The 17,239-nt window shown below is 73.0% G+C and carries 10 protein-coding genes; 8 read left to right on the plus strand and 2 right to left on the minus strand.

Annotation, left to right across the window (positions count from 1 at the left end):
- The first annotated feature begins 320 nt into the window (after nucleotides 1–320).
- From ACH4PY_RS18585 to ACH4PY_RS18605, 5 genes are all read left to right on the plus strand, one after another.
- Entirely contained in the window at nucleotides 321–1,661 is a 1,341-nt protein-coding gene (locus ACH4PY_RS18585; protein WP_398183444.1) for an MFS transporter, read from the plus strand.
- Between the two features lie 561 nt (nucleotides 1,662–2,222).
- Entirely contained in the window at nucleotides 2,223–3,404 is a 1,182-nt protein-coding gene (locus ACH4PY_RS18590) for a substrate-binding domain-containing protein (protein ID WP_398183286.1), read from the plus strand.
- Nucleotides 3,404–5,020: a sugar ABC transporter ATP-binding protein gene (locus tag ACH4PY_RS18595; RefSeq protein WP_398183289.1), complete on the plus strand. Its 1,617-nt coding sequence runs from the start codon at nucleotides 3,404–3,406 to the stop codon at nucleotides 5,018–5,020. The genes ACH4PY_RS18590 and ACH4PY_RS18595 overlap by 1 nt, the downstream gene beginning before the upstream one ends.
- Nucleotides 5,017–6,093, plus strand: a complete 1,077-nt coding sequence (locus tag ACH4PY_RS18600) for an ABC transporter permease (RefSeq protein WP_398183292.1) — start codon at nucleotides 5,017–5,019, stop codon at nucleotides 6,091–6,093. The genes ACH4PY_RS18595 and ACH4PY_RS18600 overlap by 4 nt, the downstream gene beginning before the upstream one ends.
- A 188-nt stretch (nucleotides 6,094–6,281) precedes the next feature.
- Nucleotides 6,282–7,862: an alpha-L-arabinofuranosidase B gene (locus ACH4PY_RS18605; RefSeq protein ID WP_398183295.1), complete on the plus strand. Its 1,581-nt coding sequence runs from the start codon at nucleotides 6,282–6,284 to the stop codon at nucleotides 7,860–7,862.
- Between the two features lie 82 nt (nucleotides 7,863–7,944).
- Here ACH4PY_RS18605 and ACH4PY_RS18610 read toward each other — a convergent pair whose 3' ends face one another.
- Together ACH4PY_RS18610 and ACH4PY_RS18615 are read right to left on the minus strand one after the other, a co-directional pair.
- The gene (locus ACH4PY_RS18610; RefSeq protein ID WP_398183298.1) at nucleotides 7,945–10,251 is read right to left on the minus strand and encodes a glycosyl hydrolase family 18 protein; all 2,307 of its coding nucleotides are present in this window, start codon (nucleotides 10,249–10,251) and stop codon (nucleotides 7,945–7,947) included.
- A gap of 330 nt (nucleotides 10,252–10,581) precedes the next feature.
- Nucleotides 10,582–12,858: a glycosyl hydrolase family 18 protein gene (locus ACH4PY_RS18615; RefSeq protein WP_398183447.1), complete on the minus strand. Its 2,277-nt coding sequence runs from the start codon at nucleotides 12,856–12,858 to the stop codon at nucleotides 10,582–10,584.
- A 444-nt stretch (nucleotides 12,859–13,302) separates the two neighbouring features.
- Here ACH4PY_RS18615 and ACH4PY_RS18620 point away from each other — a divergent pair, with 444 nt between their 5' ends.
- The 3 genes from ACH4PY_RS18620 to ACH4PY_RS18630 all read left to right on the plus strand — a co-directional run bounded on the left by ACH4PY_RS18620 (nucleotide 13,303) and on the right by ACH4PY_RS18630 (nucleotide 17,236).
- Nucleotides 13,303–14,568 (plus strand): cytochrome P450, encoded by a 1,266-nt coding sequence (locus tag ACH4PY_RS18620; RefSeq protein ID WP_398183301.1) that lies wholly within the window; start codon nucleotides 13,303–13,305, stop codon nucleotides 14,566–14,568.
- Nucleotides 14,569–14,906: 338 nt separating this feature from the next.
- On the plus strand, nucleotides 14,907–15,881 hold the full coding sequence (locus ACH4PY_RS18625; RefSeq protein WP_398183304.1) for an ABC transporter ATP-binding protein: 975 nt from the start codon (nucleotides 14,907–14,909) through the stop codon (nucleotides 15,879–15,881).
- On the plus strand, nucleotides 15,878–17,236 hold the full coding sequence (locus ACH4PY_RS18630) for an ABC transporter permease (RefSeq protein ID WP_398183307.1): 1,359 nt from the start codon (nucleotides 15,878–15,880) through the stop codon (nucleotides 17,234–17,236). Before ACH4PY_RS18625 ends, ACH4PY_RS18630 begins: the two co-directional genes overlap by 4 nt.
- Nucleotides 17,237–17,239: the final 3 nt, after the last annotated feature.

Here is a 17,239-nt window from a genome sequence, read left to right on the forward strand (position 1 = left end):
CGCCGCCCGTCGTATTTCCCGTTCGGCCGCGCCGACCCGCCGGCCACTTCGCCCTTCGCCCCCTCCGTCCCCCTCCGCCGGTTGCGCGCGTACGGGCGGCCGTGCGCGATGTCGTCTCGCGTCCCCTCTTGCCTTCTCCATACCCCCCAGGGGTATATTACCGACTCCGAGATACCCCCACCCGGTATAGGAGGCACGTCATGGACACCCGGCAGGACACCCCCCACCAGGCCCCGCGGAAGGCTGCGCGAGGCGCCCCGCAGGACGCACCCCACCCCCGGCGGTGGACCGCCCTCACGCTCATCGCGCTGGCGCAGTTCATGGTGATCATGGACACCTCGATCATCGGCGTGGCCCTGCCGAAGATGCGGGCCGACCTGAACTTCTCCGCCGAGAACCTGAGTTGGGTCTTCAACGCCTACGTCATCGCCTTCGGCGGACTGCTGCTGCTCGGCGGGCGGCTGTCCGACCTGCTGGGCGCCAAGCGGGTCTTCGCCGCCGGATGGGCGGTGCTGGCCGCGGGCTCGCTCGTCGCGGGACTCGCCGGGCAGGCCGGGACCGAACTCGCCGGGCGCGCCCTGCAGGGCGCAGGCGCCGCGCTCATCGCCCCCGCCGCGCTCACGCTGCTCATGACGCTCTTCGGCTCCCGGCCCGCCGAGCTGGGCAAGGCCTTCGCGCTGTACGGGGCGGCGGCCCCGGCCGGCGGCACCGCGGGCGTCTTCCTCGGCGGCGTGATCACCCAGTACGCGGACTGGAGTTGGGTCTTCTTCGTCAACCTCCCGATAGCCGCCCTCGTCCTCGCGCTCACCCCCGCCGTCATGCCCGCCGCGCCCGTGCGCCGCGGATCGGTGGACTGGGCCGGGGCGCTCACCGTCACCGCCGGGCTCGCGACCACGGTCTACGCGGTGGTCCGCGCGCCCGAGACGGGCTGGGGCGCCGCCCGCACCTGGCTGGTGCTCGTCGCCGGACTGCTGCTCGTCGGCGGCTTCGTCGCCCTCCAGGCGCGGCGCCGCGAGCCGCTGATGCGGCTGGGCGTGTGGCGCAGCCCGGGGCTGGCCGGGGCGAACCTCGCCCAGCTCCTCCTGGCGGCGGCCTGGATCCCGATGTGGTTCTTCCTCAACCTCTACCTCCAGCAGGTCCTGGGGCTCGGCGCGTTCGCCTCGGGTGCGGCGCTGCTGCCCATGACCGGGGCCGTGATGGTGATGATGATCGTGCTGGCGCCGCGCCTCATCGTCCGCTTCGGGCCGAAGCCGCTCGTCGTGACCGGTCTGGCCGCGCTCGCGGGCGGCATGCTGTGGCTGTCCTTCGTCCGCGCGGACGGCACCTACGCGGTGGACGTGCTGCCCGCCTCGCTGCTGGCCGCGCTCGGCATGGCGCTGGCCTTCATCCCGTCGCTGGGCACCGCGCTGTCGGGGGTCCGGCCGGAGGAGGGCGGCCTTGCCGCCGGGATCGTCAACACCAGCTACCAGATCGGCTCGGCCGTCGGGCTCGCGGCGATGACGGCGCTCGCCGCCGCGCACGGCTCCGGCGCCCTGGACGACGCCGCCGCCCTCACCGACGGCTACTCCGCCGCCTTCACGGGCGCGGCGGTCGTGGCCGCGGCCGGTGCGCTGGCGGCGGCGGCCGGGTTCCGCGGCCGTGCGAAGTCCCGGGCCGCGTAGCCCGCTCGGGCGCGCCCGGACGGGCGGCGGGGGCGTACCACCCACAAGGTGGCGCGCCCCCGCCGCCCGTCCGTACGTCCCCGGACGCACCGCCGTACGCCTCCGGGCGCCCGTCCGTACGTCCCCGTCGCGCCGTCCGTACGGAGGGGCGAAAACTTTCTGCACGCTCTCTTGACGCCCAATCAGTGAACGCTAACATTCGAGGGGTGACGGGCCGCCCGTCCCTCGGATGCCGCGTCGGACGCGGCGGTGGGTGGGCCCTGCGGGGCGCCTGCGCGCCCTTGAGGCACGAGAGCTACGAGAGGCACGGCATATCGCCTCTCGAACGGTGCGACGCCGGGACGTCCGGTGGGAGCACGGGTGTGCCGACCCCTGGAGCGGGGTCGGGCGGGCCGGTGTACGACACGTACGACACGATCAAGATGTGAGCGCTAACAAACAGCAAACGGGCTGCGAGGCCTTTCCGGACGGGATGTTGTCATGGGTGCAGTGCGGTGTGGTCGGGCAGGTCGGACGGCATACGGGGCTGACGGGGCGGACACGGCAGGCACGGCGGGCGCGGTGGACGCGGCGGACGTGGCCGGGAAGCGCCGCGGCCTCGTCCGGCGCTGCGGGGCCGCGGCGGTGGTGCTCGCGGTGCTGGCCGGGGCGGCGGCGTGCAGCAAGAGCGGTGCGGGCGACTCGGGTTCGGGCTCGGGCAGCGGCGGCGGCTCGACCGGCGGGACGGGCACGGACGCGCCCGCCGTGACGATCCAGGGCGACATCACCTTCAACGACGCGAACCTCGCCAAGCTGGACGCCGCCCTGAAGCAGGCGCTCGCGGGCAAGGACCTGTCGAAGGTGAACGAGGCGATGGTCGTCAACGTCGCCGTCGACTACTGGAACGCGGGCAAGGTCGGCTTCAACAAGGGCGTCAAGGACCTCGGCGTCAAGGGCGTCTACCAGGCCCCGGCGAACGGCCGGCTGGACCAGCAGCTCAGCATCATCCAGACGCTGCGCGGCCAGGGCATCACCGGCCTGAGCGTCTCCGCGATCGACCCCACCGCGATCAAGGCCCCGATCAGCTCGGCGAACAAGGCCGGTATCCCGGTGCTGGCGATCGACTCGCCGCTGCCCAAGGAGGACGGCGCCGCGCTCTACCTCGGCACCCCCAACTACACGGCGGGCCAGAAGGCGGGCGAGGCGATGAAGCAGGCGCTCGGCGGCAAGGGCCAGGTCGTCGTGCTGGTCGGCTCGCTCACCACGTCCAACGCGGTCGAGCGCATCCAGGGCTTCGAGGACGCGCTCAAGGGCACGGACATCAAGGTCGTCCAGAAGCTCAGCGACGGCATGGACGCCTCCAAGGCCCTCACCAACGCCCAGACCGCGATCCAGACCAACCCGAACGTCAACGGCCTGTACGGCGTGTACTCCTACGACGGCCCGTCCGCCGGGCAGGCCGTCCAGGCCGCGGGCAAGACCGGCAAGGTCAAGGTCATCTCGGACGACAGCGACCCGCAGACGCTGAACTTCATCAAGTCCGGCGTCATCCAGGCGACCGTCCTCCAGCAGCCCTACCAGCAGGGCTACACCGGCGCCTACCTGCTGGCGGCCTTCAAGGTGCTGGGCGTCGACGCGACGCTCGCCCTCGTCAAGCCCTACCTGGAGTCGGACGGTACGACGCTCAGCTCCGGCGTCGGCCTGGTCACGCAGGCCAACCTCAGCGACTACCAGGCCAAGCTCACCGAACTCGGCATCGGCTGATGGCGGCGGCCCCCTCCGGAAGCGGCACGGCCCCCGCCCGTACCGGCACCGACACCGCCGTCGCGCTGCGCGACGTGAGCAAGGCGTACGGCCCGGTGAAGGTCCTGGACATCCCGCGGCTCGACCTGGCGCGCGGTCAGATCGTCGCCGTGGTCGGCGAGAACGGCGCGGGCAAGTCGACGCTCATGGGCGTGCTGTCCGGCACGGTCACCCCGACGACCGGGACGATCGGGATCGCGGGGCGGCCGCTCCAGCCCGGCCGCCCCGACCACGCGCGGGACATGGGCGTCGCGATGGTCGCCCAGGAGTTCCCGCTCGTCGGCCAGTTGAGCGTCGCGGAGAACCTGCTGCTGGGGCGCCGCCCGCAGCGCGCGGGCACCCGTGCGCTCGGCTCGCTCGTCGTCGACCGGGCGGGCACCCGGGCGGAGGCGCGGGCGCTGCTCGCCGAGGTCGGGGTGCGCGGGGTGGACGTCGACCGGCCGGTGGGCCGCTACCCGGTGCCGGTGCGGCAGATGATCGAGATCGCCAAGGCGTGGGGCCACCGCCCGGTCGTGCTGATCCTCGACGAGCCGACGTCCTCGCTGGGCCCCGTGGAGGCCGAGCGGGTGCTCGCGCTGGCCCGGCAGCACGCGGCGGCCGGGGGAGCGGTGCTCTTCATCGGGCACCGGCTGGACGAGGTGCGGGCGGTCGCCGACCGGGTGGTGGTGCTGCGCAGCGGAAAGCTGGTGGCGGACCTGACCCCGGCCGAGGCCACCGAGGAGCGGATGATCCGCGAGATGGTCGGCACCGAACTGGCCCGCGCCGACCTGACCCCGCCGCCGTCGGTGGAGCGCGCGGCGACGCTCAGCGTGCGCGCCCTCACCGCGGACGGCCTCGGCCCGGTCGATCTCGACGTCCACGCGGGCGAGATCGTCGGGGTCGCGGGCCTCATGGGTTCCGGCCGCAGCCGGCTGCTGCACACGGTGATGGGCGCGCAGCCGCGCACCGGGGGTTCGGTCGCCTTCGAGGGCGCCGACTTCCGGCCCCGGCACCCGGCCGACGCGGTGGCCGCGGGGATCGGGCTGGTGCCGGAGGACCGCAAGGTGCAGGCGCTGCTGCCCGCGCACTCCGTGCGCTGGAACGTCACGCTCGCGACGCTGCGCCGGATCAGCCGGCGCGGGGTGCTGCGGCCCCGGGCCGACAAGGTGCACGCGGCCCGGATCGTCCGGGATCTCGGGGTGCGGCTGCACACCCAGGAGCAGCCGATCGGCTCGCTGTCCGGCGGCAACCAGCAAAAAGCGGTGTTCGGCCGCTGGCTCGCGGCCGAGCCGCGGCTGCTGCTGCTCGACGAGCCGACGCGCGGGGTGGACGTCGGGGCCAAGGCGGAGATCTACAGCCTCATCGACACCGCCGCGCAGGACGGCCTCGCGGTGCTCGTGGCCTCCTCCGAACTGGAGGAGCTGCTGTGGATCTGCCACCGCATCGTGGTGATGGCGCACGGCCGGATCGTCGCCGACCTGCCCCGCGACCGGTTCGGCAAGGAAGTGATCATGACCGCGGCGGCCGGCTCCGGCGCCGGGCTCGCGGGCGGCGGTACGGGAGCCGGCGCGGCCGGCGGAGGGAAGGCACGCGCATGAAGGACGGCACACCGATGAAGGACGGCACGCGCGGGGCGGCCGAACCGGTGACCGGCGCGGGGCCCGCGGCCCCCGCCCCGGTCACGGCGGCCCCCGACGCCCCGGAGCCGCGCACCCCGCTGCTGCGGCGGCTCGTCGAGACGCCCGAGGTCGGGGTGATCGCGGCCTGCGTGGTGGTCTTCGTGTCCCTGGCCCTCGACAAGTCGACGTTCGCGGGCGCGGTCAACCTCCAGGGCATGGGCTTCGACCTGGCGCAGTACGGGCTCATCGCGATCGGCGAGTCGCTGGTCATCCTCACCGGCGGCATCGACCTGTCGGTGGGCGCGCTGCTGGGCACCAGCGTCATCCTGATGTCCTGGTTCAACGTGCGCGCGGGACTGCCGCCCGTGCTGGCGATCCTGGTCACGCTGCTGATCTGCGGCACGGTCGGGCTGATCCACGGGCTCGCGGTGACCCGGCTGAAGATGGCGCCCTTCGTGGTGACCCTGGTGACGTACACCGTCGCCCAGGGCGTCACCCTCGCGATCACCTCGGGCACCTCGATCACCGGCATCGGCGGCACCTTCAGCGACCTCGGGCAGACGTACGTGGCCCAGGTGCCGCTGCCGCTCATCCTCTTCGTGGTCGTCGCGCTGGTGGCCTGGTTTTTCCTGGAACGCACCTACGCCGGACGGCAGGTCTACGCGGTCGGCGGCAACCCGGAGGCCGCCCGGCTCGCCGGGATCCGCGGCGACCGGCGCGTCATCTCGATGTACGTGACCAGTTCGCTGCTGTCGGCCTTCGCCGGGATCCTCGTGCTCGGCCGGATGGGCGTCGGGTCGGCGAGCGGGGTGGGCGTCGGCTGGGAGCTGTCGGCGATCGCCGCGGCCGTCATCGGCGGGGTCAGCCTGGTCGGCGGGCAGGGCCGGATCGTCGGGATCGTCGCGGGCACGGTGCTGCTGGAACTCATCAACAACGGACTGACGACGCTTCAGATCAACTCCAACTACACCAACATCGTGCTCGGCTGCGTCCTCGGTCTGGCGATCACCGCCGACCGGCTGCGCGCCAGAAGCGTGGCGCGCCGCGGCTGAGTGACGCCGCGGACCCCCATGCCGCGGCGGAGAGCCGGTCCGGCGCCGCACCCACCGGCGCCGGGCCGCCCTCCGGGCTGCCCGCCCCCGCCCGCGGGCGGGCCCGGAGCCCGGAATCCGTGCCGGGGCCGCACCCGCGGCCGTCCGGCCCGCACCACCCATCACCCCCCCCCACGGAGGAGGACCTCGTGTCCGTACTCGCAAAGATCCGGGTCCGCCGCAGGCTGCGCAGTCTCGCGCTCGCCTTCGGCGCGACCGCCGCGCTGGTCGCCGGCGTCCTGGCCGGCACCTCGCCGGCCTCGCAGGCGGCGGGTTCGCTGCCCTGCGACATCTACCAGTCCGGCGGCACCCCGTGCGTCGCCGCGCACAGCACCACCCGCGCCCTGTACGGCTCGTACAACGGCTCGCTCTACCAGGTGCGGCGCGCGTCCGACAACGCCACGCAGAACATCGGCGTGCTGAGCGCGGGCGGCTACGCCAACGCGGCCGCCCAGGACTCCTTCTGCTCCGGCACCACGTGCGTGATCACCGTCATCTACGACCAGTCCGGCCGCGGCAACAACCTCACCCAGGCCCCGCCCGGCGGCTTCAACGGCCCGGCGTCCGGCGGCTACGACAACCTCGCGAGCGCCACCGCCGCGCCGGTCACGGTCGGCGGCCACAAGGCCTACGGCGTCTTCGTCGCCCCCGGCACCGGCTACCGCAACAACCACACCAGCGGGGTCGCGACCGGCGACAACCCCGAGGGCATGTACGCGGTCCTCGACGGCACCCACTACAACGGCGGCTGCTGCTTCGACTACGGCAACGCCGAGACCGACAGCCACGACGACGGCAACGGCACCATGGAGGCCATCTACTTCGGCAACATCAAGGTGTGGGGCTACGGCTCGGGCAACGGCCCCTGGATCATGGCCGACCTGGAGAACGGCCTGTTCTCCGGCGTGAACCAGCACCTCAACTCCGGTGATCCCACCGTCAACTACCGCTTCACCACCGCGCTCATCAAGGGCGGCGCCAACCAGTGGGCGATCCGCGGCGGCAACGCCCAGTCGGGCAGCCTGTCCACCTTCTACAGCGGCGTGCGCCCCAACGTCTCCGGCTACAACCCGATGAAGAAACAGGGCGCGATCATCCTCGGCATCGGCGGTGACAACAGCGTCGGCGCCCAGGGCACCTTCTACGAGGGCGTGATGACGTCCGGCTACCCCTCGGACGCCACCGAGAACGCCGTGCAGGCCAACATCACCTCGGTCGGCTACACCGCGGGCACCACCGGCGGAACCGGCGGCCTCACGGTCGGCAGCAAGACCTCGCTGCGCGCCACCACCTCGTGCTGCACCGGCGACTACCTCAAGCACGACGACAACGACGCGAACGTGGTCATCGCCGGTGTCACGTCGTCGAGTTCGGCGACCGACAAGGGCGACGCGACCTGGATCGTCCGAGCGGGCCTGGCCAACAGCGGGTGCGTGTCCTTCGAGTCGGCGAACAAGTCCGGACAGTACCTGCGGCACCAGAACTTCAAGCTCCAGCTCGCGGCGAGCGACGGCAGCGACCTGTTCAAGCAGGACGCCACCTTCTGCACCCAGAGCGGCCTGAACGGGCAGGGCCTGTCCTTCCCGTCCGTCAACTACCCCGACCGCTACCTCCGCCACTACGACTACAACGTCTACCTCGCCGTCAACGGCGGCTCCAACGCGTGGGACTCCAGCACCTCCTACGCCGACGACGCGAGCTGGGCCGTCGCCTCCCCCTGGGCGCCCTGATCCCGTCCCCCGCGGACGGGAAAGGCCGTCCCCCCGCGGCCAATGCGGGGGGACGGCCGTACGGAGGGGCGCTGCCGAGAACCTACTTCAGGCTGTCGGCCATCGTGTTGACCAGGGTGCCGGAGGAGTCGTCGTTCTCCAGCGAGAAGGCGAACATGCCCGCGAGCCCCTTGGACTTCGCGTACGCGGCACGCGCCTGGATCGCCTGCGGGGTGTCACCGGTCCAGAAGTTGGTGCCGTCGTAGATCCAGGCGCTCTCCGTCACCGGGTCCCAGTGCAGCTGCGACGCGGCCGGGCTGAGCTCCTTCCAGGCGGCCAGGCCCGCCTCCTGGCTGAGTGCCTTGGCCGCGGTGGGGCCGGTCGCGCTCTGGTAGAGGCCGTAGTCGCTCCCGGCGGGCACGCCCGTCCAGCCGCGCCAGTAGAAGGGGACGCCGAGGACGATCTTCGAGGCCGGGAAGCCGCCGGGGATGCCGTACGCGGGCAGGCCCGCGGTGTACGAGGTCAGGGCCGTGTCGACGTTGTACCTCGCGGTGCCCGGGGTGATCGGGGCCGTCGGGTCGGCGGGGCTGTCGTGCAGCGGGTCCTGGTGGTTGGTCGGGCCGGTCGCGTCCCACGAACCGTGCATGTCGTAGGTCATCACGTCGGCGTAGTCGAGGTAGTTGCCGATCTTGTCGGTCTCCAGGTACTGGATCTTGTCCTGGCCGCTGGGCAGCGCCGCGGTCAGCAGGAAGTGCTTGCCGACGCTCGTCCCGTAGGCGTCCAACTGGGTGCGGAACTCCTGGAGCAGCAGCGTGAAGTTGGCCTTGTCGGCCGCCGAGTAGTGGTTGCCGGTGTGGCCCCCGGGCGAGCCCGGGTACTCCCAGTCGATGTCGATGCCGTCGAAGATGCCCGCGCCGGACGCGGTGCCGCCGGACGGGTCGCCCTGCACGTTCTTCGGCAGGTTGCCCTTGAGGAACATGTCGATGCAGGAGGACACGAACGCCTTGCGGGAGGCGTCGGTCGCGGCCGCGTCCGAGAAGTACTTGGAGTACGTCCAGCCGCCCAGCGACACCGTGAAGCGCAGGTTCGGGTACTTCGCCTTGAGCGCGCGCAGCTGGTTGAAGTTGCCCTTGAGCGGCTGCTCGTAGACGTCCGCGGCGCCGTCCACGCTGTCGCCCGCGGCGACGTCCGCCTGGTAGTCGGCGTAGGCGTCGCCCGCGCCGTCCCCGGCGTTGGGGTCGTCCTCGTTGCCCGCGTCGGACGCCTTGATCGCCTCGAAGCACTTGTGGCTGCTCGGGTTGACGTTCTCGAACGCGTAGGTGACGACGTCGAGTTTGGCCGCCGCCCCGCTCGTGCCGATCTGCTTGGGGTAGTAGGCGTTCTCGTAGATGCCCCACTGGTCGAAGTAGGCCGAGCTGAACGCGTGCGCGGCGGGCGCGGCGCCCGTCGTGACCGTGACCGGCTGCGACAGCGTCGCCGAGGCGTGGCCGGAGGCGTCGTAGGCCTGCACCGCGAAGGTGTAGGTCGTCCTCGGCAGCAGCGAGCTGACGGCGACGGTGGTGCCCATCGACGTGGCCACGATCTGGCCGTTGGAGTAGACCTTGTAGGCCGCGACGTCGCCGTTCTGCGAGCTGTCGGTGGAGGCGTTCCAGCGCAGCACGGCGGCGTTCCCGGTGACCGTGCCCGCCGTCAGGCCCGTCGGGACGGTGATCTTGCCGTCGCCGGTCGGACCGCCCGGGGAGGTCGGGGGTGTGGTCGGCGGGGTGGTGGGCGGTGTCGTCGGGGGAGTGGTGGGCGGCGTGGTCGGGGGTGTGGTCGGCGAGGTGGGCGGGGTCGTCGGCGGAGTCGTCTGGCCGCCGCCGGGGCCCGTCAGGCTGAGGTCGTCGGCGTGGTAGGAGCCCTGGCCGTACCAGCCGTGCGTGAAGACCGTCACCGAGGTGGTGCTCGCGCCGGTGGTGAAGTGCGTCGTGAGCTGCTGCCAGGACGTCGCGCCGGGCGCCCACACGCTGGCGTTGACGCCCGTGCCGGTGGCGCCGAGGTAGACGTAGGAGCCCTGCACCCAGCCGCTCAGGTCGTACGCGGTGCCCGGCTGGACGGCCACCGTCTGCCGGCACTCCGCGGTGTCGGACGCGCTCGCGGCGCCGGTCAGCGCCGAGGTGCCGGAGTGCACGGGCGAGCCGGAGACCGAACCGCCGGTGCACGTCCAGCCGTCCAGGGTGCCGGTCTCGAAACCGGGGTTGGCCAGCAGCTGCTGGTCGGCGGCCGCGGCGTGTCCGGGCACGGTGACCAGCGCGAGCCCGGCGGCGACGAGTGCGGCGGCGGTGGTGGCCGCGGCCCCGCGCCGGGCCCGCCGGGCGCGCGCGGCGGCGGGGGTGGGGGCGGGTCTCGCCTCGTGGGGGGATACGGACATGCCAGGACCTCCGGTTTGCGTGTGTGGGGGCGGCCCCCTCCCGGACAACGGTCCGGGAGGGGGCGGGCGGGCCGGCGGTGGCCGGCCTCGCGGATGCGCCGCGCGCGGGAAGGCGGCGCGGCGCGCCGGGCGGTACAGAGCCGTACCGCCCGGCGGCGGCCGGACGGTGGTGAGGCGTCCGGCCGCGCGGCCCGGCGGCGGTGACCCGCCGGGCCTGCGGCGGGGCGGCACAGAGCCGTACCGTCCCGCGGTGCGGCCCGGCGGCAGGTCACGCCGGACGGGCCGCTGCGGGTCCGGGCGCCGACCGCCCGGACCCGGTGGGCCGGGGCGTCAGCCGCCCAGGCCGGTCGTGAGGGCGGTGAAGAGGGAGCCGTTCGGGGTGTCGCCCGACATCTCCCAGATCATCGCGCCGAGCAGATGGTGCGAGGTGATGTACTGCGCCTTCTTGCCGATGGACCAGGCGTCGTCGAAGGACCACCACTGGCCGCCGCTGCCGGTGTAGCCGTACGTCGCCACCGACTGCGCGTCGTGGTAGACGGTCAGCCCCGGCACGCTCGTGACCAGGTTGTTGTAGCCGCGGGTGCCCGCCTCCTCGGCGAACTGCCCCGGCGCCGCCCCGTTCGCGGCCTGCCACACGCCGTGCACGCCGCCGTCGGTCACCTGTTGCCAGCCGCGCCCGTAGAAGGGCAGGCCGAGGGTGAGCTTGCGCGGGCTGACCCCGGCGGCGAGGTAGGTCTGGATGGCCTTGTCGGCGCTGAAGTCGTTCGGGACGGGCGAGGTCGGGTCGGCGTAGAGGTTGGCCTGGTGGCCGGTGCGGCTGGGCTCCCAGGAGTTGTCGCTGCCCGAGCCGTGGAAGTCGTAGCCCTGGACGTTCTCGATGTCCAGCGACTTCGACACCTGCGGCAGGTCCCAGCCCAGCGCGATCTTGTTGGGGTCGGCCGGGGTGAAGGCGGTCAGCAGCAGGTGGCTGCCGCCCAGCGCGTCCAGTTCGGTGCGGAACTCGGCGAGCAGGGCGGTCAGGTTGGCCTTGTCGGCGGGCGAGTAGTGGTTGCCGGGGTGGCCGTCGGGCGAGCCGGGCCACTCCCAGTCGATGTCGAAGCCGTCGAAGATGCCGGCCGCGACACCGTCGCCGCCCGCGCCCTCGTAGGACGGCAGGTTGCCCTTGATGTAGGTGTCGATGCAGGACTTCACGAACTTCTTGCGGGAGGCGTCGGTCGCCGCCACGTCCGAGAAGTACTTGGAGTAGGTCCAGCCGCCGAGCGACATGACGACCTTCAGGTGCGGGTACTTCGCCTTCAGCTCCTTGAGCTGGTTGAAGTTGCCGCGCAGCTTGCCCCAGCCGTCGTCCGCCTGGCCGTTGACGGACTGGGCGGCCGGGAAGGCCCGCCCGTAGTCGGCCTCCGCGTCACCGGCGCCGTCGCCCTGGCTCGGGTCCTCCGGGTCGGCGGTGGTGGCCTTGGTGACGCCCTGCAGGCACGTCAGGTTCTTCGGATCGACGTTGCCGAAGGCGTAGTTGATGACGTCCAGCTTGGCCGCGGCGCCCGAGGTGTCGAGGTTCTTCACGAAGTACTGGCGCCCGTAGATGCCCCACTGCACGAAGTAACCGACCTTGGCGTAGCCGCCGTTGCCGACCGCCTCCTGCGTGGTGACGGTGACTGCGTTGCTCGCGGGCGAGGCGTTGTCCGCCAGGTCGCGGGCTTTGACGGTGAACGTGTAGGCGGTGGAGGGGGCCAGGCCGGTCAGGGTGGCGGTGCGGGTGGCGGCCGGGGTGGACGTCACGAGCTTGCCGCCCTGGTAGACGTCGTAGGCGGCGACCCGGTTGTTGTCGGTCGCCGCGCCCCACGACAGTGCCACGGTGCTGTCGGTGACCGTGCCCGCCGTGAGGCTGCCCGGCGCGGTCGGCGGGACGGTGTCCGTGGACGGGTCGAAGGTCGTCGCGGTGACCGGGGCGCTGACGGCGCCCACGTTGCCGCGGCTGTCCTTGGCCCGCACCGTGAACTGGTAGGACGTGGCGGGCGACAGGCCCTGCACGGTGGCGCTGGTGGTGCCGCTGGAGGCCACCACCGTGCTGCCCTGGAGCACGTCGTAGGAGGCGACGGGGAAGTCGCCGATCGCGGCCGCGGTCCAGCCCAGCGTCACGGTGTGGGCGGTGGCGTCGGTGACCGTCACGCCGGTGGGCGCGTGCGGCGGCGTGGCGGGGCTGCCGTCGCACTTGGCGCCGTTGACCAGGCAGCCGGTCGGCGCCGACAGCGGACCCGAGGCGGTGAAGGTGTAGCTGTACGGGTACGTCGAACCGCCCGCCGGGACGCTCGCGTTGTAGTACGCGGGGGAGGCCACGACGTGCTGGCCGGTGACGGTGGAGGTGCCGTACGTCTCGCTGGTGATCTTCACGCCGGCCGGCAGGTCGAACTCCAGCGACCAGGTGCTGATCGCCGCGGACGTGCCGTTCTTGACGGTGTACGTGCCCGTCCAGGACGAGCCGGAGCCGGTGCTGCTGAACTCCGCGGTGACCGCGCCCGCGGCGTGCGCGGCGGGCGCGGAGATGCCGGCGAGCCCGGCGACGGCCAGGCCGGTCGTCGCGGCCAGGGCGGCCAGCCGGCGGCGCAGCCGGGCGAGCGGGCGGCGGGGTGGGGGAGCGCTGGGCGAAGGTGAGCGTCTGGGGAATCGCAGTCCGGTGGACACGGCTCTCCTCGGGATGTGGGGGCGCGAGGGCGGCCCCACCAGGACAGCCGAGATCAGCGGGTACGGCAATGGCCCGGACGACAATTGGACTGGACCAATTCGGCGAAGGGTGAGAACTTCGTGCGGGTCATCGCGTCGCAGAGGACTAGACCAACGTCCGTGAATTTACCTTCACTTGACCCGCGTCGGGTTGCGGGTGACGCCTCGGGGTGGAGAAGGTCGGGTTGTATCGGGGGCGACACTCTGTCTCGCACGTGTCCGGTGACCCTCACGGTTGTGCGATACACCTCTCGCCCGGGATACTGCGTCCCCGCAGGTTCTTTCGTGCCATGTCCCGTATGCCGTACGGATGTCGAGGAGCGACCCAGGATGACCGCCGCCCCGCAGCAGGCGCAGACCCCCGACCCGGCGGCCCTCGCCCTGGAGATGCTCGCCCCCGGCGGCCGGGAGGATCCCTACCCCCTCTACGCCCGCGCACTGGACATGGGCCCCGTCCTCGACGTCGGCGGCGGCCTCTACCTCGTGTGCGGCTACGACGCCGTCAACCGCGCACTGCGCAACCCCGCCTTCGGCGTCACCGGCGCGCAGGTCTCCTCCGAGGACCGCGACGCGCACGACGCGATCGCCCTGCTGGCCCGCTCCGTGCTGGAGAACGACCCGCCCGAGCACACCCGCATGCGCGCCCTGATGAACTCCGTCTTCACCCCGCGCCGCATCGCCGCCTACGAGCCGATGGTCGCCGAGGTCGTCCGCCAACTCCTCGACACCCTCGCCGAATCGGGCGCGGACGGGGCGGCCGTCGACTTCATGACCGCGTTCGCCTCACCGCTGCCGCTCACCGTCATCTGCGAGATGCTCGGCGTGCCCGCGGCCGACCGGCACCTCTTCCGTACCCTCGCCGCCGACCTCACCATCGCGCTGGAGTTCGTCACCGACCCCGCGGCGCTGCTGCCCGCCGACGCCGCCGCCGTCCGGCTCGCCGACTACTTCAGCGGCCTGGTCGCCGAACGCCGGGCCCACCCGCGGGAGTCGGAGGACCTGGTCGGCGCGCTGCTCGCGGCCCGCGACGCCGACGACGGGCGGCTGTCCGAGGGCGAGCTGCTCGCCAACCTCACCCTGCTGCTCGTCGCGGGCTTCGAGACCACCACCGACCTGCTCGGCAACGGCCTGCGGCTGCTGTTCGAGCACCCCGAGGCCGCGGCGGGCCTGCGCGCCGGACGGATCGGCGTCGGCCCCTTCGTCGAGGAGGTGCTGCGCTACGAGTCGCCCGTCCAGCTCACCACCCGCATCGTGCACGCCGACGGCCAGGAGCTGGCGGGTGTGCCGCTGCCGCGCGGCGCCCAGCTCGTGCTGCTCGTCGGCGCCGCCAACCGCGACCCCGCCCGCTACCCGGACCCCGGGCGCTTCGACCCCACCCGGACCGCGAGCCGCCCGCTCAGCTTCGGCGCGGGCGCGCACATCTGCATCGGCAACGGCCTGGCCCGGCTGGAGGCCGCCGTCGCCTTCCCGCTGCTGCTGGCCCGCTTCCCGCACCTCACCCCCGCAGGCCCCCCGCCGACCCGCCGCGACCGCGTCGTGCTGCGCGGCCACAGCACCCTCCCGGTCCGCGTCACAGGGGGGACACCCGGGGCCTGACCTGGGAACGGGCACAATGCGCTCGGGTCGCGGCGTTCGACCACGCCGACGGCTCCTCGGTGCGCGGCGGCGACGTCGTCCTCTTCGACGGCGCCGACCGGGGTCCCCCCGGTGTGGAGGGCCTGGGCGTCCCGCAGCCGGGCGGCCCATCCGCCGGGACCGGAGCGGCGCCCTCCGGTTACCTCACGTCAAGTCCCTGACCTGCGCGCGTATGTGGGCCGCCGGGCGGTGCAATGGCACAACGTCACCCCGCGTTCCACAAGCGTTCAGCTTCCGGCCGGTGCAGGTGTTCTTCTTGCATCCCTAGGGTCCCATGAGGCTTCGGAAGGAAGGGACTCATGGACGCAACCGCAGTCCGGGCCCGCGGGATCACCAAGTGCTTCGGGGAGGTCGTCGCCCTCGACGGTGTCGACCTGGACGTGGCACAGGGGCAGATCCACGGCCTGGTGGGACCGAACGGAGCCGGCAAGACGACGCTGCTCGGCCTCCTGCTGGGACTGTCCGTCGCCGACAGCGGCCGGCTGGAGATCCTGCGCACCCCCGTCGGACGGGCGCTGACCGCCCCCGACGGCGTCGCCGGGTTCGTCGACGGCCCAGGCCTCTACCCCTCGCTCACCGCCCGGCAGAACCTCGCCGCCCTCGCCGCCCTGCGCGGCACCGGCAGCGGCGGCACGGTCATCGACGACGCGCTCGCCCAGGTCGGCCTCACCGACGTCGCCGACGACCGGGTGCGCGGCTTCTCCCTCGGCATGCGGCAGCGCCTCGGGCTCGCCGCCGCGCTGCTCACCGAGCCGCGGCTGCTGGTCCTCGACGAACCGTCCAACGGCCTGGACCCGGCGGGCAAGAAGCATGTGCACGGCGTCCTGACCCGGCTCGCCGAGGCCGGCACCAGCGTCGTCGTCTCCAGCCACCGGATGGACGACCTGGAGGCGCTGTGCTCCGAGGTCACCATCCTCGCGACCGGCCGGGTCGTCTTCTCCGGCCCGATGAGCAAGCTCGCCGCCGAGAACCGCGAGCTGGACTACCGGCTGCTCACCTCCGACGCCGCGGCCGCCCGGGAGGCCGCCGCGGCCGTCCCCGGGATCCGGGTCGTCGAGGAGTCGGTGGAGTGGCGCGGCGCCGAGGCCCTGGTCGTCCGCGCGCTGGTCCCGGCGCTGGACGAGCTGGTCGCCGCGGTGGTGTCCGCGGGAGTCGCGGTACGGGAGTTCGCCCCCGTCGTCTCGCCCCTGGAGGCGGCCTTCCTGGCGCTGACCGAGCCACCGGAGGAGCCGCGGACGACAACGCGGCAGCAGGAGAAGGAGGCCGCCCGATGACCGCCACCGCCCCCGCCCCCGTCCGGGAGCAGCCGCCGGCCGGCGCCCGCGTGCCGGTCACCCGCGGCTACCGCTTCGAGCTGGTCAAGCTGGTCTCCCAGTGGCGCATCCGGCTGCTGGTGCTGGCCTGCTGGATCGCGCCCGCGCTCTTCGTCGTCGCGGTGGGCCAGCAGAGCACGCTGCCCACCGACACCCTGTTCGGCCGGTGGATGCACGCCACCGGATGGGCCGGGTCGCTCGTCATCCTCGGCTTCTCCGGAACGTGGGCGCTGCCGCTGCTCACCTCGGTCGTCGCCGGTGACGTCTTCGCGTCCGAGGACCGGCTCGGCACCTGGCGGCACCTGCTCGTCGCGGTGCGCTCGCCGCGGCGGATCTTCGTCGCCAAGGCGCTCGGCAGCCTCACCGTCATCGTGCTGATGCTCGCCGGACTGTGCGCGTCCAGCGTCGTCGGCGGCCTGATCGCCGAGGGCAACCACGCCCTCGTCGGCCTCGACGGGCATCTGCTCGCGCCCTCCGACGCCGCCGGGCACGTCCTGCTGGCCTGGGCGTGCGTGCTCGCCCCGACCCTCGCGCTCGCCGCGATCGGCCTGCTCGGCTCCATCGGGCTCGGCCGCTCCCCGATGGGCCTGCTGCTGCCCGCGCTGGTGGCGCTCGCGATGCAGCTCGCGCAGATGCTGCCGCTGCCCGTCGCGGTGCGCCTGGCGCTGCCCGGCTACGCGTTCATCTCCTGGAACGGCCTGTTCACCAGCCCCGGCCAGCTCACCCCGCTGGTCGTGGGCGTCGCGGTGTCGCTGGCCTGGGCGGTCGCCGGCACCCTGCTGGCCTACCGGCTGTTCCTGCGCCGGGACTTCACCAACTCCACCGACGACGCCTCCGGGCGGCGCACCGTCACCGGCGGGTTCGTCCCGCTCGCGGTGCTGTGCGGCGTGACGGTCGGGGCCGTCGTCGTGGCCACCCCCTCGATGGGCTCGGGTATCGACCAGCCCAAGATCCAGCGCTCGGTCGCGACCGCGTTCGCCCACCTCTACCGCATCCAGACCTCCGAGCTGAACCGGCCCGCCGTCACGGAAGCACAGCTGCGGGTCTCCGCGGCCTGCAACCGCGGCGGCGGGCAGGTCTCGGCCAACGGGCCGGGCAACGACTGGCGCTGCGTCGTGACCTGGCATCTCCCTGGCGTCGAAGCCCCTGGTCAGGCCATCTACCAGCTCGACGTCACCGCGGACGGGCGGTACGTCGCCGACGGCGACGGACCGAAGGAAGTGAACGGCTACTTCCTGGTGCGCACCCCGCAGGGGGACGCACCGAACCCGCTCTGGCAGTTCGACGGCAACGTGGAACTGCTCCACACCTCCTGAAAG

The organism is Streptomyces sp. NPDC021224 (assembly GCF_044332905.1).
Taxonomy (GTDB): Bacteria; Actinomycetota; Actinomycetes; order Streptomycetales; family Streptomycetaceae; genus Actinacidiphila.